At 69.7% G+C, this 22,535-nt stretch carries 17 protein-coding genes; 9 read left to right on the forward strand and 8 right to left on the reverse strand.

Annotated elements, in window-relative coordinates; genetic code table 11:
• Positions 1 to 154 precede the first annotated feature (154 nt).
• From IG54_RS0107065 to IG54_RS0107080, 4 genes are all read left to right on the forward strand, one after another.
• Positions 155 to 2,044 (forward strand): ATP-binding cassette domain-containing protein, encoded by a 1,890-nt coding sequence (locus tag IG54_RS0107065; RefSeq protein WP_030778635.1) that lies wholly within the window; start codon positions 155 to 157, stop codon positions 2,042 to 2,044.
• Between the two features lie 162 nt (positions 2,045 to 2,206).
• Entirely contained in the window at positions 2,207 to 3,097 is an 891-nt protein-coding gene (locus IG54_RS0107070; protein ID WP_199809505.1) for a FadR/GntR family transcriptional regulator, read from the forward strand.
• A gap of 451 nt (positions 3,098 to 3,548) precedes the next feature.
• Positions 3,549 to 5,093 (forward strand): RNA polymerase sigma factor, encoded by a 1,545-nt coding sequence (locus IG54_RS0107075; protein ID WP_030778640.1) that lies wholly within the window; start codon positions 3,549 to 3,551, stop codon positions 5,091 to 5,093.
• A 138-nt stretch (positions 5,094 to 5,231) separates the two neighbouring features.
• Positions 5,232 to 6,062 carry a S1 family peptidase gene (locus IG54_RS0107080; RefSeq protein WP_030778642.1) on the forward strand — a complete coding sequence of 277 codons (831 nt, stop codon included), beginning with the start codon at positions 5,232 to 5,234 and terminating at the stop codon, positions 6,060 to 6,062.
• Between the two features lie 163 nt (positions 6,063 to 6,225).
• On the opposite strand, the gene IG54_RS0107085 is transcribed toward IG54_RS0107080, so the two are convergent.
• The gene (locus IG54_RS0107085) at positions 6,226 to 6,456 is read right to left on the reverse strand and encodes a DUF7455 domain-containing protein (protein ID WP_030778645.1); all 231 of its coding nucleotides are present in this window, start codon (positions 6,454 to 6,456) and stop codon (positions 6,226 to 6,228) included.
• A 442-nt stretch (positions 6,457 to 6,898) separates the two neighbouring features.
• Between IG54_RS0107085 and IG54_RS0107090 the strand changes: the two genes are divergently transcribed.
• The 3 genes from IG54_RS0107090 to IG54_RS0107100 all read left to right on the forward strand — a co-directional run bounded on the left by IG54_RS0107090 (position 6,899) and on the right by IG54_RS0107100 (position 11,314).
• A complete protein-coding gene (locus IG54_RS0107090) occupies positions 6,899 to 9,022 on the forward strand; it encodes a DNA gyrase/topoisomerase IV subunit B (RefSeq protein WP_030778647.1) in 2,124 nt (707 codons plus the stop codon).
• A gap of 130 nt (positions 9,023 to 9,152) precedes the next feature.
• Positions 9,153 to 9,722, forward strand: a complete 570-nt coding sequence (locus IG54_RS0107095) for a DUF485 domain-containing protein (protein WP_078593824.1) — start codon at positions 9,153 to 9,155, stop codon at positions 9,720 to 9,722.
• Positions 9,722 to 11,314, forward strand: coding sequence for a cation acetate symporter (locus IG54_RS0107100; protein ID WP_030778649.1), 1,593 nt, complete (start codon positions 9,722 to 9,724; stop codon positions 11,312 to 11,314). The genes IG54_RS0107095 and IG54_RS0107100 overlap by 1 nt, the downstream gene beginning before the upstream one ends.
• 98 nt (positions 11,315 to 11,412) lie before the next feature.
• Here IG54_RS0107100 and IG54_RS0107105 read toward each other — a convergent pair whose 3' ends face one another.
• From IG54_RS0107105 to IG54_RS0107120, 4 genes are read right to left on the reverse strand one after another with little or no spacing between them, the layout of a single operon-like run.
• Positions 11,413 to 12,090 carry a response regulator gene (locus IG54_RS0107105; RefSeq protein WP_030778650.1) on the reverse strand — a complete coding sequence of 226 codons (678 nt, stop codon included), beginning with the start codon at positions 12,088 to 12,090 and terminating at the stop codon, positions 11,413 to 11,415.
• 22 nt (positions 12,091 to 12,112) lie between these two features.
• Positions 12,113 to 13,780 carry an ATP-binding protein gene (locus IG54_RS0107110; protein ID WP_051819320.1) on the reverse strand — a complete coding sequence of 556 codons (1,668 nt, stop codon included), beginning with the start codon at positions 13,778 to 13,780 and terminating at the stop codon, positions 12,113 to 12,115.
• A gap of 28 nt (positions 13,781 to 13,808) precedes the next feature.
• Positions 13,809 to 14,801: a sucrase ferredoxin gene (locus tag IG54_RS0107115; RefSeq protein WP_078593808.1), complete on the reverse strand. Its 993-nt coding sequence runs from the start codon at positions 14,799 to 14,801 to the stop codon at positions 13,809 to 13,811.
• A 35-nt stretch (positions 14,802 to 14,836) separates the two neighbouring features.
• A complete protein-coding gene (locus IG54_RS0107120) occupies positions 14,837 to 16,117 on the reverse strand; it encodes a citrate synthase family protein (protein ID WP_106976961.1) in 1,281 nt (426 codons plus the stop codon).
• Between the two features lie 120 nt (positions 16,118 to 16,237).
• Here IG54_RS0107120 and IG54_RS0107125 point away from each other — a divergent pair, with 120 nt between their 5' ends.
• Positions 16,238 to 17,422, forward strand: coding sequence for a citrate synthase/methylcitrate synthase (locus IG54_RS0107125; protein WP_030778657.1), 1,185 nt, complete (start codon positions 16,238 to 16,240; stop codon positions 17,420 to 17,422).
• A gap of 151 nt (positions 17,423 to 17,573) precedes the next feature.
• Here the strand turns inward: IG54_RS0107125 and IG54_RS0107130 are convergent, their stop codons facing one another.
• Both IG54_RS0107130 and IG54_RS0107135 read right to left on the reverse strand, forming a co-directional pair.
• Positions 17,574 to 17,810, reverse strand: coding sequence for a hypothetical protein (locus IG54_RS0107130; RefSeq protein WP_030778658.1), 237 nt, complete (start codon positions 17,808 to 17,810; stop codon positions 17,574 to 17,576).
• A 185-nt stretch (positions 17,811 to 17,995) separates the two neighbouring features.
• Entirely contained in the window at positions 17,996 to 18,568 is a 573-nt protein-coding gene (locus IG54_RS0107135) for a DUF6082 family protein (protein ID WP_030778660.1), read from the reverse strand.
• Between the two features lie 316 nt (positions 18,569 to 18,884).
• On the opposite strand from IG54_RS0107135, the gene IG54_RS0107140 reads away from it, so the two are divergent.
• A complete protein-coding gene (locus tag IG54_RS0107140; RefSeq protein WP_030778662.1) occupies positions 18,885 to 19,976 on the forward strand; it encodes a CobW family GTP-binding protein in 1,092 nt (363 codons plus the stop codon).
• Positions 19,977 to 19,989: 13 nt separating this feature from the next.
• Here IG54_RS0107140 and IG54_RS0107145 read toward each other — a convergent pair whose 3' ends face one another.
• The gene (locus IG54_RS0107145; RefSeq protein WP_030778664.1) at positions 19,990 to 22,443 is read right to left on the reverse strand and encodes a DNA gyrase/topoisomerase IV subunit A; all 2,454 of its coding nucleotides are present in this window, start codon (positions 22,441 to 22,443) and stop codon (positions 19,990 to 19,992) included.
• Positions 22,444 to 22,535 lie beyond the last annotated feature (92 nt).

Raw genomic sequence — 22,535 nt, forward strand, 5'->3', positions numbered from 1 at the left:
TCCTCGTCTCTCGGCGGACACCAGTGGCCCACCTCCTGCCCGAAAAGCCAGAAATATCGCGTTATCTTGCTGCGGTACCCACGGGGTTCGTCCGTCCCCGATCCGGCGGACGGGCCCCGGCCGCCGAGCGGTCGCACATCCTGCGAGAGAAGCGATGATCCAGGCCATCGGACTGACCAGCAATCCCCGTCAGGAGCTACCGCCCGCCGTCGACGACGTGTCCTTCGAGGCGCGCGCCGGTCGGGTAACGGCGCTGCTCGGCGCCGAGGCCGCCGGTAAGACCACGGCGCTGCGGCTCATGCTCGAACTCCAACAGGGCCGCGGAATCACGTACTTCAGAGGCCGCCCCATGCACCACATCGCCCACCCGTCGCGCGAGGTGGGCGTCCTCCTGGGCGATGTTCCGGGGCACCCGGCCCGCTCGGTCCGTGGACACCTGCGCATGCTGTGCGCGGCCGCGGGAGTGCCTGTATTGCGCGCCGACGACGTCCTTGAGGCCGTCGGCCTCGTCAGCCTCCGGGACCAGCGCCTCGGCACCCTCTCGCGCGGCATGGACCGTCGCCTCGGGCTGGCCTGCGCGTTGCTCCCCGACCCGCACACCCTCGTCCTGGACGGGCCGGCCGACGGGCTCTCCGCCCGGGAAAGCGCCTGGCTGCACGGAATCCTGCGCGCCCACGCGACCCAGGGCGGAACGGTCCTGTTCACCACGGCCGACCCCAAAGAGGCGGCGCGGACCGCCGATCGTGTCGTCACACTGGAGGCGGGACGGCTCGTCGCGGACCAGGAGGCCGCCGACTTCGCGCGGACCCGGCTCCGCCCCCGCGTCGCCGTCCTGAGCCCTCATGCTGCCCGCCTCGCCGCCATTCTGGCCAAGGAGGCCCGCGCGGGGCAGCGGTCGATCGAGGTGGTCCAGGAGGACGGCAATCGACTCTCCGTGTACGGCAGTAACTGCGCCGACGTGGGGGAGGCCGCGTACCGTCACGGCATCCTCGTCCACCAGCTCGCCGACGAGGTCGGAGACGCGGGGCCTTCAGGCGCTGACGCGGGACCTTTGAAAGTCTCGGGGCCGTTGGGGCGGCCGGTGGCATCCGCTTCGACCGAGGAGGACGGGCGTCAGGTCTCCGTGGAAACGTCCGTAGAAGCTGCTGCCGAGCCCTCGGGCAAGGGCCTCGTCGAAGACGAAACGGAACTCCTCCCCGCGGCCCCTCTCCCTCTCCCTCACACCACTCAGGACTCCCTCTCCCCCCTGCCGCCGCCCATCACCGTCCGTCCCGGCCGCGGCCCTCTCCGCCCGCTGCGGTACGAACTGCGGCGTCTGACGGGTGTCGGGACCGGCTATTTCACCGCCGCCGCCGTCCTTGCCGCCTCCGCCCTGATCTGCGTCTTCCTGGCGCGGTCCGGGCACACACCCCAGCCACGCCTCCTCGCCGCCTGGCCCCATGAACTTCCCTTGCCCCCCGCGGTCCTTGGCGCGGGGCTGCTCGGGGCCCTCGCCTTCGGGGATGAATTCCGGCATCCCGCCCTCGCCGCGGACCGGGGGACCGTCCCGCGTCGCCTCGGGCTCCTCGTCGCCAAATTGCTGGTCGCCGCCGCCACGGCGCTGCTCTTGGGCCTGCTCACGGTGGGCGCTGACGCCGCGCTGCTTCACCTTGTATACGGAGACGAACTCATCAGAGTTCCCGGGGACTGGCTTTCCTTGAGCGCGAGTTGGGCAGCCCTGGTGACCGGGTGCGCCTGGGCGGGAGTACTGGCCGCAGGCGTCTTCCGGTCCACGACCGCCGGCCTGGCCGCGGTCTTGGCGGTGCCGATCATCGTCGTACCGCTCGTACAAAAGGCCGTTGAGGGACCTGCTGTGCGATCCGCGGCCGGACTTCCGGGGCGGCTGCGGGATCTCGCGCTGATGCAATGGCCCTTCGGGGCCGAGCGGTACGTGGCGGGGGGAGTGCGCATGATCGCTCAACCCGTGGGCGGTGCGCTGATGTTGTCGCTGACCGCCCTGCTCTGCGCATATGTGCTCACGACGGTACGCGGCAGAGTCCGTTGACGACCGTCCGCCGCCTTCCGTTCCGGGGGTGTGCGCAACTCCCCGGACGGCGCTCATTTCTTTCCGATAAGGCGTCAATTGCGGCGGGGTAAGCGATCACCCTTTCGTGTGCTTTTCACCAAAGACCTCAAGGGAGTTGGGGGCCACGCCGACAACTGATCCGTGAGTACCCTTGCGCACACCATGATGACCACCGCCCGCTCCGCCGACTCCGGTCTCGCCGGCCCGGGCGACCTCGACCGATACCCCTTCGCCGAGCCCTCGGGCGCCGGCGACCGGGTCGTCGCCCCCGCATGGGACGGCGCCGAACACGACCTGGGGCGTGTGAGCCGGCGCGCCTCCGGAAGCCGTGGCCGTGGACTGCACGGCCAGCTCGTCCAGCAGCTCGGTCAGATGATCGTCTCCGGAGACCTCGGAGCCGACCGCCCACTCGTCCCCGAGGAGATCGGCCAGCGCTTCGAGGTGTCCCGCACCGTCGTCCGCGAGTCGCTGCGCGTGCTCGAGGCCAAGGGCCTGGTCAGCGCCAGGCCCAACGTCGGCACGCGCGTGCGTCCCGTCAGCGACTGGAACCTGCTCGACCCGGACATCATCGAGTGGCGGGCCTTCGGGCCGCAACGCGACCACCAGCGGCGAGAGCTGGGTGAGCTGCGCTGGATGATCGAGCCGCTCGCCGCTCGCCTCGCCGCCGGGCACGGCAGGGAGGAAGTGCAGCAGCGCCTCGCCAACATGGTCGAGATCATGGGGCACGCGCTGACCCAGGGTGACTCGATCACCTTCTCGCGCGCGGACGCCGAGTTCCACTCGATGCTCATCCAGGTCGCGGGCAACCGCATGCTGGAGCACCTCTCCGGCATCGTCTCGGCTGCCTTGCAGGTCTCCGGAGGGCCGGTCACCGGGTGTGACCGTCCCAGCGAGACCTCGCTCGTCCACCACTCGCGCGTGGTCGACGCCCTCGCGACGGGCGACGGGGCCGGCGCCGAGGCCGCCATGCGGCAGCTGCTCACCGTCCACCCGGAGGTGGAGCGCGTCGTGCCCGCCCCACGCGAGCACTGACCGCGCGTCCAGCCGTCCGCTGTGCGCGCGCCCCACGGCAGGCGTCGCGTCGTCCCCGCGCCGACGACGGCTCCGCCGCCGCACCACGCGTCGCCGGATCTCCGCGGGCTCCTCAGGAGCCCGGTGGGGTCCGGCGACGCGATTGTGAGGGTTGCATCGTGGGCCATCGGGGGATCATTCGTGCATGCGTATAGGTCGCTTCTGGCCGTATCTGGATGCTTTTGAGTACTTACGGGGTGTGACTCGGGCCACGTAGATTGGGCGTAACGCTCCAAGGAACAGCGCGATGACCTAAGAGGTGATAGCCGAGGAGGGAATACAGCCGTCGTTCGCGACGCTGTGTAGCTCCCCGGCCCCCGCCCGCGCCGTCGGCCCGAATCCCTAGCCGCCGGTCGTCGGCTCCGGTCCACAATGGACGGGGCCGGAAGCCGTTTTCCAACGTTCCGAGAGGTTGTTCGTGTCGGCCAGCACATCCCGTACGCTCCCGCCGGAGATCGCCGAATCCGTCTCTGTCATGGCGCTCATCGAGCGGGGAAAGGCTGATGGGCAGATCGCCGGCGATGACGTGCGTCGTGCCTTCGAAGCTGACCAGATTCCGGCCACTCAGTGGAAGAACGTTCTGCGCAGCCTCAACCAGATCCTCGAGGAAGAGGGTGTGACGCTGATGGTCAGTGCCGCGGAGCCAAAGCGCCCCCGCAAGAGCGTCGCAGCGAAGAGCCCGGCCAAGCGCACCGCGACCAGGACGGTCGCGGCCAAGGCCGCCACGGCGAAGCCCACCGCCACCGCCGCCACTGAGGCGCCGACCGCGGATGGCGCCGCCGAGGACGCGCCCGCGAAGAAGGTCGCCGCCAAGAAGACGACGGCAAAGAAGGCCGTCGCCAAGAAGACCGTCGCCAAGAAGGCGACGGCCAAGAAGTCCGCCTCCAAGAAGGACGCCGACGAGCTTCTGGACGAAGAGGCCACCGAGGAGACGCCCGCCGCCGGCAAGCCCGGAGAGGGCGAGCCCGCCGAGGAGGGCGCCCAGGGCTTCGTGCTGTCCGACGAGGACGAGGACGACGCGCCGGCCCAGCAGGTCGCCGCGGCCGGTGCCACCGCCGACCCCGTCAAGGACTACCTGAAGCAGATCGGCAAGGTCCCGCTCCTCAACGCCGAGCAGGAGGTCGAGCTGGCCAAGCGCATCGAGGCCGGCCTGTTCGCCGAGGACAAGCTCGCCAACGCCGACAAGCTCGCCCCCAAGCTCAAGCGCGAGCTGGAGATCATCGCCGAGGACGGCCGCCGCGCCAAGAACCACCTCCTGGAGGCCAACCTCCGCCTGGTGGTCTCCCTGGCCAAGCGCTACACCGGCCGCGGCATGCTCTTCCTGGACCTCATCCAGGAGGGCAACCTCGGTCTGATCCGCGCGGTCGAGAAGTTCGACTACACCAAGGGCTACAAGTTCTCCACGTACGCCACCTGGTGGATCCGTCAGGCGATCACCCGCGCCATGGCCGACCAGGCACGCACCATCCGTATCCCGGTGCACATGGTCGAGGTCATCAACAAGCTGGCCCGTGTCCAGCGCCAGATGCTCCAGGACCTGGGCCGCGAGCCCACCCCGGAGGAGCTGGCCAAGGAACTCGACATGACCCCGGAGAAGGTCATCGAGGTCCAGAAGTACGGCCGTGAGCCGATCTCCCTCCACACCCCCCTGGGTGAGGACGGCGACAGCGAGTTCGGTGACCTCATCGAGGACTCCGAAGCGGTCGTGCCGGCTGACGCGGTCAGCTTCACGCTCCTCCAGGAGCAGCTGCACTCGGTCCTGGACACCCTGTCCGAGCGTGAGGCGGGCGTGGTCTCCATGCGCTTCGGCCTCACGGACGGCCAGCCCAAGACCCTCGACGAGATCGGCAAGGTCTACGGAGTGACGCGCGAGCGCATCCGTCAGATCGAGTCGAAGACGATGTCGAAGCTGCGTCACCCGTCGCGCTCGCAGGTCCTGCGCGACTACCTCGACTAAACCTCGACAGCTGTCAGAGCGTTTCCGGAAGGCCCGAAGTCCTCGTACGAGGACTTCGGGCCTTCCGCGCGCGGGTGCGCGGTATGCGGCACTGACTGACTCTGGGTAAGCCATCGCAGCTCAGAGTGAGGAGATCGCATGCGTCGTCCCTTCGCCCGATCGTGGACGGGGGTACTGGCCACGACGGCCGCTGCCGCCGCCCTGCCGCTGGCTTCCCCGGTGCCCGCGTCGGCCGACAGTGTGATCATCGGCGGTAAGCCGGTGGAGGTGGCCGCCAGCCCGTGGGTGGTGGCGGTCTCCAGTCGTGACCGGTTCGGGGGTACCCGGTCGGGCCAGTTCTGCGGGGGCGTGGTGATCGGGCCTACAACGGTCCTGACGGCTGGTCACTGCATGAGCAAGGACGTACTCGGCGTGCCGCCGGAGGACGTCAAGGACCTGAAGGTCATCGCAGGACGCGGAGATCTGAGGACCTCGGAAGGCAAGGAGATTTCGGTCGCTGGTGTCCGGGTCAACCCGGAATACGACGCTCACACCAACTCCGGGGACGCCGCGGCCCTCACCCTGGCCGAGCCCCTCCCTGAGGGGTACGTGCTCCCCATGGCGAGGGAGGGCGACCCCGCGTACGAGCCGAGGACGCGGGCGGATGTCTACGGCTGGGGGGACACCACTGGGGCCGGTGACTACGCCCCTACGCTCCATGCGGCACAGGTGCAGGTGCTGCCAGACACCGTGTGCGAAAGGGCGTACCCGGGCAGTACCGACGGCACGTACAAGACCAAGACCATGCTGTGCGCCGGCGAGGAGGAGGGGGGGCGGGACGCCTGTCAGGGCGACAGTGGGGGGCCGCTGGTCGCGCAGGGACGGCTCATCGGCCTGGTGTCCTGGGGAAGCGGTTGCGGGCGTGCTGGGAGCCCGGGTGTCTATACGCGGATCTCGGGCTTGCCCAGGGAGCTGTTGGCCCTCCCCTGAGGCGGCCGCTCGCCCGGGGGTGACGATGTGGCCTCCGGGAGGCTCAGAAGAGGCGTGGAGGCCTCTGTGACGAGAGCGGGCGGTGGCCCCTGCCGGTTGGCAGGGGCCACCGCCCGTTCACCGGCCTGGTGTGCCGGAGCTGGCTCGTCGTGGATGCGAGGTGTCAGCGGTCCTCTTCAGTGGCGCTCTCCGGAACAGCGGTGAGACGCTCCGTCTCGTCCTGTATCTCAGCGGCGATCTTCTTGAGTTCCGGCTCGAACTTGCGGCCATGGTGGGCGCAGAAGAGCAGTTCGCCGCCGCTCAGCAGGACGACGCGCAGGTAAGCCTGGGCGCCGCAGCGGTCGCAGCGATCAGCGGCCGTCAGGGGGCTCGCGGGGGTCAGAACAGTAGTCACGTCGCCTCTTCTCTAGCTCGACGAGCTGTCGTACCAGGGTCAACATCCAACCAGGCCGAAAACGTTCCCGCTCGTGGCTTTTCCTCGAAATTTCTTTTTGAGGAGGTTGTACGTTGCCGGTTGGCGGCGAATGTGCCGTATTGCGTCTCTTACGTGTCTTACGGTTTCGCGCTGTCTGTCAGGGTCGGTGTCCTCCCGGCTGGCTTGCCGGTTGTTCATGAGGACGTGCCCGGAGCCTAAATGGTTCATGCCTCGAAGGGAACGTGACGTGCGCTTCACTCCATCGAGGTATCGAACACGCATGCGAGCCTGGGCTAGTCTGCGTTTGGACGAGGGTGGCGTTACAACGGCTCTACCAGGCCTCGGTACCCTCTGACGGGCAACCGAAGCCGCGTCCTTACCCCAAAGGACCCCCTTTGAAATTCAGCGAGGAGCGAACCGCGTGACCGCCGAGACGTCCGTGCCGTCCACAGCGTTGCTGACCGGAGCAGACCGGGACGGTTCCAACTACACCGCGCGGCACCTGCTCGTCCTGGAGGGGCTCGAGGCCGTCCGCAAGCGCCCGGGCATGTACATCGGGTCGACGGACAGCCGCGGCCTGATGCACTGCCTCTGGGAGATCATCGACAACTCCGTCGACGAGGCCCTGGGCGGGTACTGCGACCACATCGAGGTCATCCTCCACGACGACGCCTCCGTGGAGGTCCGGGACAACGGCCGCGGCATCCCCGTGGACGTCGAGCCCAAGACCGGCCTCTCCGGAGTCGAGGTCGTCATGACCAAGCTCCACGCGGGCGGCAAGTTCGGCGGTGGCTCCTACGCGGCCTCAGGCGGTCTGCACGGCGTGGGCGCCTCCGTGGTGAACGCGCTCTCCGCGCGTCTCGACGTCGAGGTGGACCGCGCGGGGCACACCCACGCGATCAGCTTCCGGCGCGGTGTACCCGGCGCCTTCGCCAAGATGGGGCCCGAGGCGCCCTTCGATCCGTCGGCGAAGCTCAGCAAGGTCAAGAAGATCCCCAAGAACCGCACCGGCACGCGCGTGCGCTACTGGGCGGACCGGCAGATCTTCCTCAAGGACGCCAAGCTGTCGCTGGAGAACCTCCACCAGCGCGCCCGCCAGACCGCCTTCCTGGTGCCGGGCCTGACGATCGTCGTACGGGACGAGTTCGGTCTCGGCGACGGCGGCTCAAAGGGCGAGGAATCCTTCCGCTTCGACGGCGGCATCAGCGAGTTCTGCGAGTACCTGGCCCAGGACAAGGCGGTCTGCGACGTCCTGCGCTTCTCCGGGCAGGGTTCCTTCAAGGAGACGGTGCCGGTCCTCGACGACCACGGTCAGATGACGCCCACCGAGGTCACCCGTGAGCTGGGCGTGGATGTGGCGCTGCGCTGGGGCACCGGGTACGACACGACCGTACGGTCCTTCGTCAACATCATCGCCACCCCCAAGGGCGGCACCCATGTGTCCGGCTTCGAGCGCTCCCTGACCAAGACGATGAACGAGGCGCTGCGCAGCCAGAAGGTGCTGCGTGTCGCCGAGGACGACATCGTCAAGGACGACGCCCTGGAGGGCCTCACTGCGGTCGTTACGGTCCGTCTCGCGGAGCCGCAGTTCGAGGGCCAGACCAAGGAGGTGCTCGGCACCTCCGCGGCCAACCGCATCGTCGCCAACGTCATCGCCAAGGAGCTGAAGGCGTTCCTGACGTCCACGAAGCGGGACGCCAAGGCGCAGGCGCGTGCCGTCATGGAGAAGGCCGTCGCGGCGGCCCGTACGCGCATCGCGGCCCGCCAGCACAAGGACGCGCAGCGCCGGAAGACGGCCCTGGAGTCCTCCTCGCTGCCCGCGAAGCTCGCGGACTGCCGTAGCGACGACGTGGAGCGCAGCGAGCTGTTCATCGTCGAGGGCGACTCCGCGCTCGGCACCGCCAAGCTCGCCCGGAACTCCGAGTTCCAGGCGCTCCTGCCGATCCGCGGCAAGATTCTCAACGTTCAGAAGGCGTCCGTGACGGACATGCTGAAGAACGCCGAGTGCGGCGCGATCATCCAGGTCATAGGAGCCGGGTCCGGCCGGACCTTCGACATCGACGCGGCGCGCTACGGAAAGATCATCCTGCTCGTCGACGCCGACGTCGACGGCGCGCACATCCGGATCCTGCTGCTGACGCTGTTCCAGCGCTACATGCGGCCGATGGTCGAGGCCGGCCGCGTGTTCGCCGCGGTGCCGCCGCTGCACCGCATCGAGCTGAGCCAGCCGAAGAAGGGCCAGGACAAGTACGTCTACACGTACTCGGACCGCGAGCTGCGGGAGACGCTGCTCGAATTGCAGCGCAAGAACGTGCGCTACAAGGACTCGATCCAGCGCTACAAGGGCCTGGGCGAGATGGACGCCGATCAGCTGGCCGAGACCACCATGGACCCGCGCTACCGGACCCTGCGTCGGATCAACATCTCCGACCTGGAGTCGGCCGAGCAGGTTTTCGATCTGCTCATGGGTAACGACGTCGCGCCGCGCAAGGAGTTCATCACCAGCTCCGCGGCGACACTGGACCGCTCGCGTATCGACGCGTAGGGGCTCATATCTGACGTGGCTTCACCTGATGGGGTGAAGAGCACCGAGAGACGTGTCAGAGATCTTCCCGATCTGCCCATCCTTGGGCACGCGGCCGAACAGGGCTGCGGACAAGGAGAGTTCGGTGGAGATGCACGACGCGCCCCACACCGGGGTGGGCCGGGCCGACCCGGGCCCGGGTCGCCCCGGCGATCTGAGGGATCCCTGGTACGACGCGCTCGCCTCCGGCTGGGGGGAACCGGACGGCGCGGGCGCGCCGGCCTCCGTGGTGCCGCCCCGGGGCGGCACACAGCGGCGGAGCGCGAGTGCGGCCGACATCTACCTGGAAGTGCAGCGCAGCGAGGCCTTCCAGGAGGTGCGCCGCCGGTATCGGAGGTTCGCCTTCCCGGTAGTCGCCGTCTTCTTCACCTGGTACGTGGCGTACGTGGTGACCGCGACGGCGGCGCCGGGCCTGATGGCGCGTCCCGTCACGGGAGCGGTGAACGTGGCGATGCTGGCGGGGCTCGGCCAGTTCCTCACGACGTTCCTGCTGACCTGGGCGTACGCCCGGCACGCGCGCCTGCGACGGGACCGTGCGGCCCTTGATCTGCGGTGGACCGTGGTCGAACAGAAGCGGGTGCGGGAGCAGGTCGCGGAGCGGGAGCGGGAGCGGGAGCAGGAGCAGGGACAGGTCGACAGGCAGGGGCGGGGTGCCGAGTGATGACCGGTGATCACCAGACCCTCGCTCTCCTGTTGTTCGCCGGCTTCGTGGCCATCACGCTCGCGATCACGACGTGGGTGAGCCGCAACCGGCACGGTTCGGCCGAGGAGTTCTACGTGGGCGGGCGGCTCTTCTCCCCGATGGAGAACGGTTTCGCCATCGCGGGTGACTACTTGTCGGCCGCCTCCTTCCTCGGCATCTCCGGACTGATCGCGCTCTTCGGGTACGACGGGCTGCTCTACTCGGTCGGCTTCCTCGTCGCCTGGCTCATCGTGCTGTTCCTCGTGGCCGAACTGGTGCGCAATTGCGGGCGCTTCACGCTCGCCGACGTCGTCGCCTCGCGGATGCGGGAGCGACCGGTGCGGATCGCGGCGGGAACTTCCTCGGTCACCGTGTCCGTTCTCTATCTGGTGGCGCAAATGGTGGGGGCGGGCTCGCTGGTCGCGCTGCTGCTCGGTGGGACGAGCGGGGTGGCGCAGTCCTGGACGGTGGTCGGTGTCGGCGCGCTCATGGTGATCTATGTGTCGTTGGGAGGGATGCGGGCCACTACCTGGATCCAGATCGTGAAGGCAGTCCTGCTGATGTGCGGGGCAATCGCGTTGACCGTGCTCGTCCTGGTGCGTTTCCACGGGGACTTCGACCAGCTGCTGCGGACCGCGGCCGACCGTAGTGGTCACGGCGAGCGGTTCCTGGCACCCGGCCTGAAGTACGGCGGTGACTGGACCGCGCGGCTCGACTTCATCAGCCTCGGCCTCGCACTCGTGCTCGGTACCGCCGGGCTGCCGCACATCCTGTCCCGCTTCTACACCGTGCCCACCGCGCGGGCCGCACGGCGCTCGGTCGTCTGGTCCATCGGTCTCATCGGCGGCTTCTACCTGATGACGATCGTGCTCGGCTTCGGCGCGGCGGCGATCGTGGGCCCAGAGGTGGTACGCGGGTCGAACGCCGCGGGGAACACGGCGGTGCCGCTGCTCGCGCTCGACCTGGGCGGCGGCGCGGATTCCACTGGCGGAACGGTTCTGTTCGCCGTCGTCGCCGCAGTCGCCTTCGCCACGATCCTCGCCGTGGTCGCCGGAATCACGCTCGCCTCCTCGGCGTCGGTGGCCCACGACCTGTACGCCTCCTTGCGTCGGCGGAATGCGAAACCGCGCAGCGAGGTGGCGGTGGCGCGCGTCGCGGCGGCCGGGATCGGTGTGGTCGCGATCGGTCTCGGGCTGCTGGCCCGCGACCTGAACGTCGCGTTCCTGGTGGGCCTCGCCTTCGCGGTCGCCGCGTCCGCCAATCTGCCGATGCTGCTCTACTCCCTGTTCTGGCGAAACTTCACCACGCGAGGCGCGGTGTGGTCGGTGTACGGAGGGCTGCTGCCCGCACTCGCGCTGGTGCTCCTCTCACCGGTGGTCTCCGGAGGGCCCAACTCCCTTTTCCCGGGCGTGGACTTCCAGTACTTCCCGCTGGAGAACCCGGGTCTCGTCTCCATCCCGCTGGGGTTCCTCGCGGGCTGGCTGGGCACGGTGACCTCGCGTGAACCCGCGGACGAGGCCAAGCACGCGGAGACGGAAGTGCGGTCGCTGACCGGCGCCGGGGCGGCGTAACGATTATTCTTCCGGCCCCTCACCGGCCTCTCCCCGTCTTCCCCGACCCCTCCCCGGCTGCTCCCCCGCAGTGGACGGGGGCCGCGCCCAAGGGCCGCCTAGACGCTCGCGGCCCACTCGTAGCGGTGCTCCGGGCGGCCCGTGTCGCCGTACTTGAGGCTGAGCCTGACGCGGCCCGTGCGCTCCAGGAGCTTCAGATAGCGCTGTGCCGTCTGCCGGCTCAGCCGGGTGCGGTCCGCCAGTTCCTGGGCGGAGAGCGGCCCTTCCGCGGCCATCAGGGCCCTGCGGACCAGCTCCGCGGTGGTGGGGGAGTGCCCCTTGGGCAGTTCGGGCACCGGAGTCGCCGAGAGCGCGCCGAAGATCCGGTCCACCTCGGCCTGTTCGGCCTCGCCTCCGCCGTCCAGCGTGCGGCGCAGCCTCGCGTACGCGTCAAGCTTGGCGCGAAGACCCGCGTAGGAGAACGGCTTGACCAGGTACTGGAGCGCGCCGTGCCGCATCGCGGCCTGGACTGTGGCGACATCACGGGCCGCGGTCACCATGATCACGTCGGTCTGGTGGCCGCGCTCACGCAATGTACGTACGACCGACAGACCTGTCTCGTCCGGCAGGTAATGATCCAGCAGCACCAAGTCCACGTGGAGAGCCTCGACGAGCCGCAGCGCCTCGAAGGCGTTGTGTGCCTTCGCCGCCACGCGGAAGCCGGGCACCTTCGCCACATAGGCGGCGTTGACGTCCGCGACCCGGATGTCGTCGTCGACGACAAGGACTTCAATCATGACGTCCCTTCCAACCCCTCCATCATGGCGTCGCCTCCGTGCCCTTGATCAATGTGTATCCCTCCGTGGTGGAGAACGCGGGCTCCGTGAGCGCTTCGGGCAGGACGACGGTGAACTCGGCGCCCCCTTCGGGCGCCTCCCCCGCGCGGGCGCTGCCGCCTTGGCGCTCGGCAAGCCTGCGCACCAGGGCGAGGCCGATCCCGCGCTTGCCGTGCGCCGGCGGCTCCTTGGTGGTCCAGCCCTCCGTGAAGATCGTCTCCCGCTGCTCGGCGGGAACCCCCGGGCCGGTGTCGCGCACCCGCAGGACCACGGCCCGCTCCTCAGTGCGCACGGCGACCTCCACGCGCGCGTGGCGGGTGCCCGCGGCGGCGTCGAGGGCGTTGTCGACGAGGTTGCCGACGATCGTGACGAGACCGCCCGGGTCGACGAGCCGGTCGGGCAGCGCGGTCTCGCGCGGCACGGAGAGCGCGACGCCACGTTCAGCGGCCACTGTGGCCTTGCCGACCAGCAGCGCCGCGAGCAGCGGATCGCGGATCTTCTCGGTGATCTGCTCGGAGGTCACCCGATGGGCACCCGCCACCTCGCCGACGAACTCGGCGGCCTCCTCGTACATCTCCAGTTCGAGCAGGCCAAGGAGTGTGTGCATGCGGTTGGCGTGCTCGTGGTCCTGGGCGCGCAGGGCGTCGATGAGGCCGCGCGTCGAGTCGAGTTCACGGCCGAGCTGCTCCAGCTCCGTGCGGTCGCGCAGGGTCGCGACGGCGCCTCCGTCGTCGGTGGGCATGCGGTTGGCGATCAGGACGCGCTGCCCGCGGACGGTCAGCAGGTCGGTGCCGGTGACCCGGCCGGCGAGGACGTCGGTCGTACGTCCCGCGCCGAGCGCTTCGTCGAGCGGCCGACCGACCACCTCCGTGCCGAGGCCGAGGAGGCGCTGCGCCTCGTCGTTGAGCAGCCGGATCCGGCCGCCGCTGTCCAGCGCGACAACGCCTTCGCGGATGCCGTGCAGCATCGCCTCGCGCTCCGCGAGCAGGGCGGAGATATCGGAAAATGCCAGGTCGCGGGTCTGCCGCTGCACCCTGCGGGAGATCAAGTACGCGGCGATCGCGCCGACGGCGAGCGCCCCGCCCGCGTAGGCGAGCAGCCCGGGGATGGAGTGGATCAGACGGGCCCGCACACTGTCGTACTCGATGCCTACGGAGACGGCGCCCACGATGTGACCCCCGGAGTCCCGCAGCGGCACCTTTCCGCGGGCCGAGCGGCCCAGCGTGCCGTCGTCGATCTCCATGACCTCGCGCCCCGCGAGCGCCTCGCTGGGGTCGGTCGAGACGAGCCTGCCGATCTGGGTGCGGTCCGTGTGGGACCAGCGGATGCCTTCCTTGTTCATGATCACGACGTACTCGGCGCCGCTGGCCCGGCGGATCCGCTCGGCCTCAGCCTGCACGGGGCCGTCGCCCGTGGGGCGCGAGGACGCCAGGTCCTCGGCGATCTCCGGGTGGGCGGCGGTCGTCTGGGCGATGGCCAGCGCGCGGCGCATCGCCTGGTCGTCGAGCTGATCGCTGAGCGGCGCGAGGAAGAGCCCGGTGGCCAGCACCGCGACCCCGGCGGCGATGGCCAGCTGCATCAACAGCACCTGCGAGAACACGCGCCGCGGCAGGCCGAGACGGAGGCGTCGCACACGGGAGGTCGGGCTCATGTGTACGAACGGTACGGCCGCCGGCGGGCTACTCCGAAGTGAGTGTGGTGGGGATCTCGTACGGAGACGCGGCGAGGTCAGAGGGGCGGCCGGTCGAGTCCTCCTGGGCAGTGCCCTCCGGGGCCTGGCGTACCGCCAGCACGTCCATCCGCGCGGGGGTCCCGAGAGCGGCGCCGCAGCTCTCCGGGCGGGGCGGTTGAGAGGTCCCCTGGGCCACGGTGACCCGCCAACGGCGGCCGTCGGTGTGCGCCACGGTCACCTCCCAGCGCGGAGCCGCGCCTTCCGTGGCCACGACGGCCAACACCCCCGCGGCGTCCTCGCCCGTCGTGGTGCGCACCGCAAGCTCGGCGGCCTGGCCGGGCCGCTCCCATGCCGAGTTGCCCCGGCAGCCCTCGGCGATCACACGGCCCGCCCGCACGGCTTCGAGGATCTCCTTGACGGCGTGTGTCCCGGTCCTGCCGTACGCGTAGCCGTAGGGCAGGACCAGAAGGGTGGGTGAGAAACGATGGCCACCCAGATGTGTGATCTCCCACGCTCCCTCTTCGCCGGAGGCGGCAAGCTCGGCAGCCAGCGGTCTGCCCAGAAGAGCGCAGCAGCGGTCGCGCTTGCCGTTGGTGCAGACGAGCGCGAGCGGGGCGCCCGTGTGCGGGATGCCGAAACCGCCGTGGTCGCCCGTGCCGAGAGCCGTGAAGTCGAGGTCGAGCAACCGCCGCGGGTCCTCCACCACCTCGGAGCGCACCCAGGTGTGCCCGGGGGAGGTGTGCGCCACGTACACCTCGTGCCGCCTCGATGCGTGGCAGTCGGCATGGCGCCCGGGGCGGCGGATCAGCGCGACACGCACGCCGGTGCCCTCGGCGGCCCTCTCCAGGGCGCGGCCGACCTCGGGAGGGAGGTGGCTGGACGTCAGCGCCTTGGCGCCCCAGGGGCCCGGCTGCTCCACCAGGAGCCACGTCCTGGCGGTCGCCGCGGTCCCCGCGAGAGGCTCGTCCATATCCCGCGAGGCGGTCGCGCACGTACTCACATAGGCGAGCCTAACCGCACTCAGGCCCGAACGGTCTACACCTCTTCGGAAGAGTCCGCGGGGGGAGCCGCGGGCATCGGCCGGGGCGGGCGCGGTCCGACGTACTGGCCGCTGGGGCGCATGCGCAGCGGGCGCTCGTCGTACTCCTCCAGGGCGTGAGCGATCCAGCCCGCGGTGCGGGCCACCGCGAAGATCGTCTCGCCCGCCTCCGCCGGCATACCGGACGAGGCGGTCAGGACGGCGAGGGCGAGGTCGACGTTGGCGCGCAGGTCCGTGTGGCGGGCGGTGGTGGCCACCACGTCGCGAGCCGCGGCGAGGGCGGGGCCCGCCTTCGGCATCGTCTCCAGGAGGCCGAACAGTGCCTGCGCGCGCGGGTCCTCGCCGGGGTAGAGGCGGTGGCCGAGCCCGGGGACGCGGCGGCCCGCGCGCAGTTCGTCGGCGACCACGGGCGTCGCGCTGCCCCGGTCGAGTACGTCGAGGAGCATGCGGTGGGCGAGACCGCTGGCCGCGCCGTGCAGGGGCCCCTCCAGGACGCCGAGTCCCGCCGACACCGCCGCGTAGGGGTGGGCGCGGGCCGAGGCGGCCACCCGCACGGCGAGCGTCGAGGCGGCGAGGTCGTGGTCGACGAGCAGCGCGAGGGCCGTGTCCAGGGCGTGCAGCGCGGCCTCGTCGGGCTTGACGCCGCTCAGCCGGGCCCACAGCCGCCGGGCGAGCGGGCCTTCGTCCCGGTGGGTCGGCAGGACCGGCGGGAGCGCCGCGACGAGTGTGGGGATCAGCGTGCGCGCGGTGCCGATGACCGCGTCTTCGGAGAGGTCGAAGCGGAGGGGGTCGGCGGCGCCCGCTGAGATGGCCGCCACGCGCAGCCGGTCCGTCGGTCCGCTGTGCTCGGGCAGGGCGTTGACGGCGCGGCGGGCCGCGGAGACGGTCTCCCTGGGGGCGGTGAAGCGGACTCCGGGGCGCAGGACGCCGGTCCACAGCCACTCGGCGACCTCTTCGTAGGAGTGCGCCAGCGCGAACGCGGCGGCGTCGACGCCTCGGAAGTAGTAGCGGTCGTTGTCGATGAGCGTGATGCGGGTGCGCACGGAGAGTTCGTTGGCCGTGGCCGGGGCGGTGGAGTCGCGTCTGTTCCTGCGGGCCAGCGCTTCGACCTCCTTGGTGTCGAACGTGCTGCCCCGTGTCCCCGGGCCGCGGCGGCTGCTGAGCATCCCGCGGCTCACGTACGCGTACACGGTCTCGGGCTTCACACCGAGCAGCTCGGCGGCCTCCTTGGTGGTCAGCCGCCGCCGTCCGTCGTGCTCGGTTCCTTGATCCGTCATGGGCGACACCGTATCCGCATCACGACGCCTGCATTTTCATATTGATGCAATCAATATTGACAGAGACTAAGTCAAGCATAGACAGTCAAATCAAGTTCTGGGAGGAAGTCGAGGAAGAACATGCCGATCAATGGCTCCACCGCCACCCCCGCCACCCCCGCCGAGCCCGTCGACGTCCCACGAGGACTCGCGGGTGTCGTGGTCACCGAGACCGAACTCGGAGACGTGAGGGGATATGAGGGCTTCTACCACTACCGGCAGTACTCGGCCGTCGACCTCGCGCAGAGCCGCGGCTTCGAGGACGTATGGCACCTGATGTTTTACGGAGAGCTGCCGGACGCCGAGCGGAGCGCCGCCTTCGCCGAGCGGACCGTGCCCCTGCGGCACCTCCCCAGGGAGGTCCGCGACGCGCTGCCCGCCATCGCCCGCGCCAGCGCGCTGTCGGGACCACTCTCCGGGCTGCGCACCGCCTTGTCGCTCTTCGGGGCATCGAAGGGCTTCCGCCCGGTGTACGACATCGACGACGACCGGCGCCGCGCGGACGCCCTCGCCGCGTGCGCCGTCGTGCCGACACTGCTCACCGCGTTGTACCGGCTCGGCCAGGGCCTCGAACCCGTGGAACCGCGGGACGACTTGTCGTACGCGGCCAACTACCTCTACATGCTCACCGGTTCGGAGCCGGATACCGAACGTGCGCGGGCCATTGAGCAGTACTTGATTTCCACCATTGACCACGGGTTCAACGCGTCAACATTCACCGCCCGGGTCATCACCTCGACCGGGGCGGATGTGGCGGCTTGCCTGGTGGGTGCCGTCGGCGCGCTGTCGGGGCCGCTGCACGGCGGGGCGCCCAGTCGCGCCCTCGACACCCTTGACGCGATCGGGACCCGCGACCGTATCGACAGCTGGATCCGCGAGCGCGTCCTGGCGGGGGACCGCATCATGGGCTTCGGGCACCCCGTCTACCGCACCGAGGATCCGCGCTCGCGGATGCTGCGCGGCATCGCACGGCAATTCGGCGGCGAGATGGTGGAGTTCGCCGTCGAGGTCGAGCGGCACGTCGAGGCGATCCTGGCGGAGCTGAAGCCCGGGCGTGAGTTGCACACGAACGTGGAGTTCTACGCCGGGGTCGTCATGGAGCTGTGCGGGCTGCCTCGCGAGATGTTCACGCCGACGTTCGCGTCCGCCCGGGTGGTCGGCTGGAGCGCCAACATCCTGGAGCAGGCCCGGGATTCGAAGATCATTCGGCCGGCCGCACGGTACGTGGGCCCGGCAGCGCCCCAGGCGGTTCCGGGTGACGACTGACGACGACTGACGTCTGACGTCTGACGTCTCACTACGCGAACTACGCGACAGGCGAGAGGCCCCGGGGGGGGACCCGCTCAGGAGATGAGCGAGTACCCCCATAGGTGACGGGCCGACAGAGCGCGGGGCTCGTCGGCTGCGTCAGCCGGCGCTAGACGTCAGGGATGTCACTCTTGGCGCGTACGAGTGTCTCGCGGCTCACGATCACGATGCGTTCGTAGCTGGCGCGCGAGGCGTCCGGGGGGAGTTCCTGTTCAAGTGCCGCGGTTGCTTCTGTCCCGATGACGGCGAAGTTCCCGTCACTCAATTCGAACACGTCGGGGCACGACTGCCCTGATGTGCTTCCTCGCTGCTGAGGAGGGACACCGACGCGGCGCACGATCTTCAAGGTATTCCAGTCTGGGAGCGGGGGATCGGGGGAAACCGCCTTGGTTGTGGCAGGCGAGGTTTGGCAGTTGGCGACATGGGGTAAGACGCGCGCGCCTACCTTAGGGACAGGAGTTACCGCAGACAAACTGAGCAGGTTCCTCCGGTGGGGCTGCCTCCGGCCCCTCGGCTAGCGGCCAAGTCGCCCTATTCGGGCGGGGGTTCACCGACCACCCACCACTCATCGGTGTCCGCGGCCTCAAGGTCTCGGATGAGTTTGTCGACCATTCGGCCCAGGCGTGCTTCGTCCGAGGACTCCAGGAGGCTGGCGCGGTGCGGTCGTGTGGCCGCCCAGTAGTTGCGGAAGATGGCGTTCTGGCAGATCAGCCGCAGATGGCCATGCAGTTCGTCCCACTCGAGATTGCCGACGCGCCAGGCCAGCAGCGCATTGGTGTACACCGCGTTGGCGAACAGGTACTGCCGCTGCGTGCGAGCGTCCAGCGGCGTCCCGAAGGTGTCGAGGACCGCTGCCAGATCAGGGTCGCTCATGGCGGTGCTCAACATGTCGAACTGGAGCCGTTGCTGGGCGGCCAGGGCCGCGTGGCGGTGATGCTCGGACCGCTCCTCCCGTTCGGCCTCCCGGCGCAGAGCCTCGTACCGGCATAGAGCCTCGTACCGGCGCTGCTGGGCGGCCAGGACTGCCAGCGCCCCCGTGGCGAAGACCAGGCCCGCCACCACGGCCGAGCCCACCCCCCGTACCCGAAAATTCCGTGTGGCCATGTCAACCCCCGAATCGGCGACCGTCCGCCGGTCGTCGGGTGCGGGTCGACAGGGAGCGGACCGGCGAGCGGTGGGCGGTGCGCTTGCCGTCTCCCAGGGTGCCGAGCGGCTCTGATCGGCGGGGAGGCGGAGAGGAGGCGCACGGAAGGAAGTGGTGGTCGCACATCCCGGCGCCGTGCCCAATGTGTGCCCCGCGAGCGCCGCTAACAATCGTTCACTTCGCGGCTCGTCGGGGCGTGCCTATCCTGGGGCGGTCTTCATTCTTCGTACGGGTTCCACCGCGGCCCGTGCGAACGTCGGTACGAGGGGCCCACGGTTGAACAAGCAGCAGATCCCGGTCATCGTCCTCGCCGGATTCCTGGGTTCCGGCAAGACCACCCTGCTCAACCATCTACTGCACCGCAGCGGCGGCAGCCGGATCGGGGCGATCGTCAACGACTTCGGGTCGATCGAGATCGACGCGATGTCCGTGGCGGGACAGCTCGGCGACTCCACCGTCTCGCTCGGCAACGGCTGCCTGTGCTGCGCCGTGGACGCCAGCGAACTCGACGAGTACCTGGACCGGCTCGCCAGGCCCTCCGCCGGGATCGACGTCGTCGTCATCGAGGCGAGCGGGCTCGCCGAGCCGCAGGAACTCGTGAAGATGCTGCTCGCCAGCGAGAACCCGCACATCGTGTACGGCGGGCTCGTCGAGGTCGTCGACGCCGCCGAGTTCGACGCCACCAGGGGGCGGCACCCGGAGCTTGACCGACATCTGGGCCTGGCCGACCTCGTCGTCGTCAACAAGGCCGACCGGGTGCCCGAAGAGGAGCGCGAGCGGGTTCTCGGGGTCGTCCGCGGGCTCGCGGGGCGCGCGGCCGTCGTCGCCGCCTCGTTCGGCCGGGTCGACGTGGAGCTGTTCTTCGACCGCGCGCCCGTGGGGGAGCGGATCGGGCAGCTCTCCTTCGATGATCTACGCGATCTCGACGCTCCGCACGACCACGAGAACGCTCCGCACGACCACGAGGCGGGCGGCGATCACCACGACCACCTGCACTCCGCCTACGAAAGCCTTTCCTTCACCTCCGAAGCGCCCATGGAGCCGCGCTCCTTGATGGCCCTGCTCGACAGCAGGCCCGAGGGGCTCTACCGCATCAAGGGATACGTCGATTTCGGCGCGGCCGACCCGCGAAACCGCTACCTGGTGCACGCCGTCGGCCGGTTCCTGCGCTTCTACCCGCAGCCCTGGGCCCCGGCCGAGCCCCGGCTGACCCAGCTCGTCCTCATCGGGGCCGGCATCGACGTACGCACGCTGGAGAAGGAGCTGGAGGCCTGTCGCACGTACGCCCCACAGGCCGATGAGCACGGCATGTGGGGCGTACTGCGCTACGTCCAGGAGCCGGACGCCCAGCCGGACGCGCAGCCCTAGACGGACGTCGTCACTACACCGGGCCCGCCACCGCGGCCACCGGCTTCGCGAGAGAGACGCCCGAGCCGTCACGACGCGGGTCGATCTCGGGCAGCTCGGCCGGTGTGCCGTTGCGCTGGGCCGCGTGCAGCGGCGTCGGGCCCGCCCAGGCGAAGCTCAGGCAGTCCTCGCCCTTCAGGAACCGCTGGACGCGCACACCGCCCGTGGCACGGCCCTTGCGGGGGTACTGGTCGAACGGAGTGAGCTTGGCCGTGGTCTGTACCGAGTCGTCGAGCGTGCCGCGCGAGCCCGCCACCGTGAAGACGACGGCTTCCGCCGCGGGGTCCACGGCCGTGAAGGAGATGACCTTCGCGTTCCCGGCGAGCTTGATGCCTGTCATGCCGCCCGCGGGGCGGCCCTGGGGGCGCACCTGGGAGGCTTGGTAGCGCAGCAGCTGGGCGTCGTCCGTGATGAAGACCAGGTCCTCCTCGCCGGTGCGCAGCTCGGCCGCGCCGACGATCCGGTCGCCGTCCTTGAGGGTGATGACCTCCAGCTCCTCCTTGTTGGAGGGATAGTCGGGCACCACGCGCTTGACCACGCCCTGCTCGGTGCCGAGCGCCAAGCCCGGCGAGGACTCGTCGAGCGTCATCAGGCAGATCAGCTTCTCGTCCCCCGACAGGGGAAGCAGCTCCGAAACGGGCGCCCCTCCGGAGAGATTCGGCGCGCCCATGGTCTCCGGCAGCTGCGGGAGGTCCACTACGGAGAGGCGCAGCAGCCGTCCCTCGGAGGTGACCGCGCCCACCTCGCCGCGCGCCGTGGCCGGCACCGCGGAGACGATCGCGTCGTGCTTGACGCGCTTGGTCTCGCCTTCCGTGAAGGGCTCGCCGTTGGCCGTGCGGGCCAGCAGGCCCGTCGACGACAGGAGCACGCGGCACGGGTCGTCCGCCACCTGGAGCGAGACCGTGGCGGCCGGGGAGCCCGCGGACTCCAGGAGAACCGTGCGCCGGTCCGTGCCGAACTTCTTGGCGACCGAGGCCAGTTCGGAGGAGACCAGCTTGCGCAGTTCGGCGTCCGACTCCAGGATGCCGGTCAGCTCGTCGATCTCGCCGTTGAGCTTGTCGCGCTCGGACTCCAGCTCGATGCGGTCGTACTTGGTCAGGCGGCGCAGCGGGGTGTCCAGGATGTACTGCGTCTGGATGTCACTGAGCGAGAAGTGCTCGATCAGGCGCTCCTTGGCCTGCGCGGAGTTCTCGCTGGAGCGGATGAGGCGGATGACCTCGTCGATGTCCAGGAGGGCGACCAGCAGCCCCTCGACCAGGTGCAGGCGGTCGCGCTTCTTGCCGCGGCGGAACTCGCTGCGGCGGCGCACCACGTTGAACCGGTGGTCGAGGTAGACCTCCAGGAGTTCCTTGAGGCCGAGGGTGAGGGGCTGGCCGTCCACCAGCGCCACGTTGTTGATGCCGAAGGACTCCTCCATCGGCGTCAGCTTGTACAGCTGCTCCAGGACGGCCTCCGGGACGAAGCCGTTCTTGATCTCGATGACCAGGCGCAGACCGTGGGAGCGGTCGGTGAGGTCCTTGACGTCGGCGATGCCCTGGAGCTTCTTCGCGCCGACCAGGTCCTTGATCTTCGAGATGACCTTTTCGGGGCCTACGGAGAAGGGCAGTTCCGTGACGACGAGGCCCTTGCGGCGCGCTGTCACGTTCTCCACGGCCACCGTCGCGCGGATCTTGAAGGAGCCGCGGCCCGATTCGTACGCGTCCTTGATGCCCGTCAGGCCGACGATCTTGCCACCCGTGGGCAGGTCGGGGCCCGGGACGAACTTCATCAGCGTCTCGAGGTCGGCCCCCGGGTGCTTGATGAGATGGCGGGCCGCGGCGATGACCTCGCCGAGGTTGTGCGGCGGCATGTTCGTCGCCATGCCTACCGCGATGCCCGACGCGCCGTTGACCAGGAGGTTCGGGTACGCCGCCGGGAGGGCGGACGGCTCCATCTCCTGGCCGTCGTAGTTCGGCTCGAAGTCGACGGTGTTCTCGTCGATCGACTCCGTCATCAGGGAGGTGGCGTCGGCCATCTTGCACTCGGTGTACCGCATGGCGGCCGGCGGGTCGTCGTTGCCGAGCGAGCCGAAGTTGCCGTGGCCGTCCACCAGGGGGAGGCGCATCGAGAAGGGCTGGGCCATGCGCACCAGCGCGTCGTAGATCGACGCGTCGCCGTGGGGGTGCAACTTACCCATGACCTCGCCGACGACGCGGGCGCACTTCACATAGCCGCGGTCGGGGCGCAGGCCCATCTCGTTCATCTGATAGACGATCCTGCGGTGCACCGGCTTCATGCCGTCGCGGGCATCAGGCAGGGCCCGGGAGTAGATGACCGAATACGCGTACTCGAGGAAGGAGCCCTGCATCTCGTCGACGACGTCGATGTCGAGGATCTTCTCCTCGAACGAGTCGTCGGGCGGCGGGGTCTTCGTGCTGCGGCGGGCCATCGCTGCTGCGGCTCCTTCACCAACAAGTGCGGGTTCTGACGCCGACCATTGTGGACTGTCCCACTGACAACGCCGACCACGACCCGTGCGTC

Origin of the sequence: Streptomyces sp. NRRL S-920, assembly GCF_000717945.1 — a bacterium.
Classification (GTDB): domain Bacteria; phylum Actinomycetota; class Actinomycetes; order Streptomycetales; family Streptomycetaceae; genus Streptomyces; species Streptomyces alboniger.

Bases quoted from the DNA above. Each gene is read 5' to 3' on its own strand.
- IG54_RS0107100 (WP_030778649.1), top strand. From the start codon at position 9,722: ATGACCGGTGATCACCAGACCCTCGCTCTCCTGTTGTTCGCCGGCTTC.
- IG54_RS0107065 (WP_030778635.1), top strand. From the start codon at position 155: ATGATCCAGGCCATCGGACTGACCAGCAATCCCCGTCAGGAGCTACCG.
- IG54_RS0107110 (WP_051819320.1), bottom strand. From the start codon at position 13,780: ATGAGCCCGACCTCCCGTGTGCGACGCCTCCGTCTCGGCCTGCCGCGG.
- IG54_RS0107145 (WP_030778664.1), bottom strand. From the start codon at position 22,443: ATGGCCCGCCGCAGCACGAAGACCCCGCCGCCCGACGACTCGTTCGAG.
- IG54_RS0107095 (WP_078593824.1), top strand. From the start codon at position 9,153: ATGCACGACGCGCCCCACACCGGGGTGGGCCGGGCCGACCCGGGCCCG.
- IG54_RS0107105 (WP_030778650.1), bottom strand. From the start codon at position 12,090: ATGATTGAAGTCCTTGTCGTCGACGACGACATCCGGGTCGCGGACGTC.
- IG54_RS0107125 (WP_030778657.1), top strand. From the start codon at position 16,238: ATGCCGATCAATGGCTCCACCGCCACCCCCGCCACCCCCGCCGAGCCC.
- IG54_RS0107080 (WP_030778642.1), top strand. From the start codon at position 5,232: ATGCGTCGTCCCTTCGCCCGATCGTGGACGGGGGTACTGGCCACGACG.
- IG54_RS0107135 (WP_030778660.1), bottom strand. From the start codon at position 18,568: ATGGCCACACGGAATTTTCGGGTACGGGGGGTGGGCTCGGCCGTGGTG.
- IG54_RS0107120 (WP_106976961.1), bottom strand. From the start codon at position 16,117: ATGACGGATCAAGGAACCGAGCACGACGGACGGCGGCGGCTGACCACC.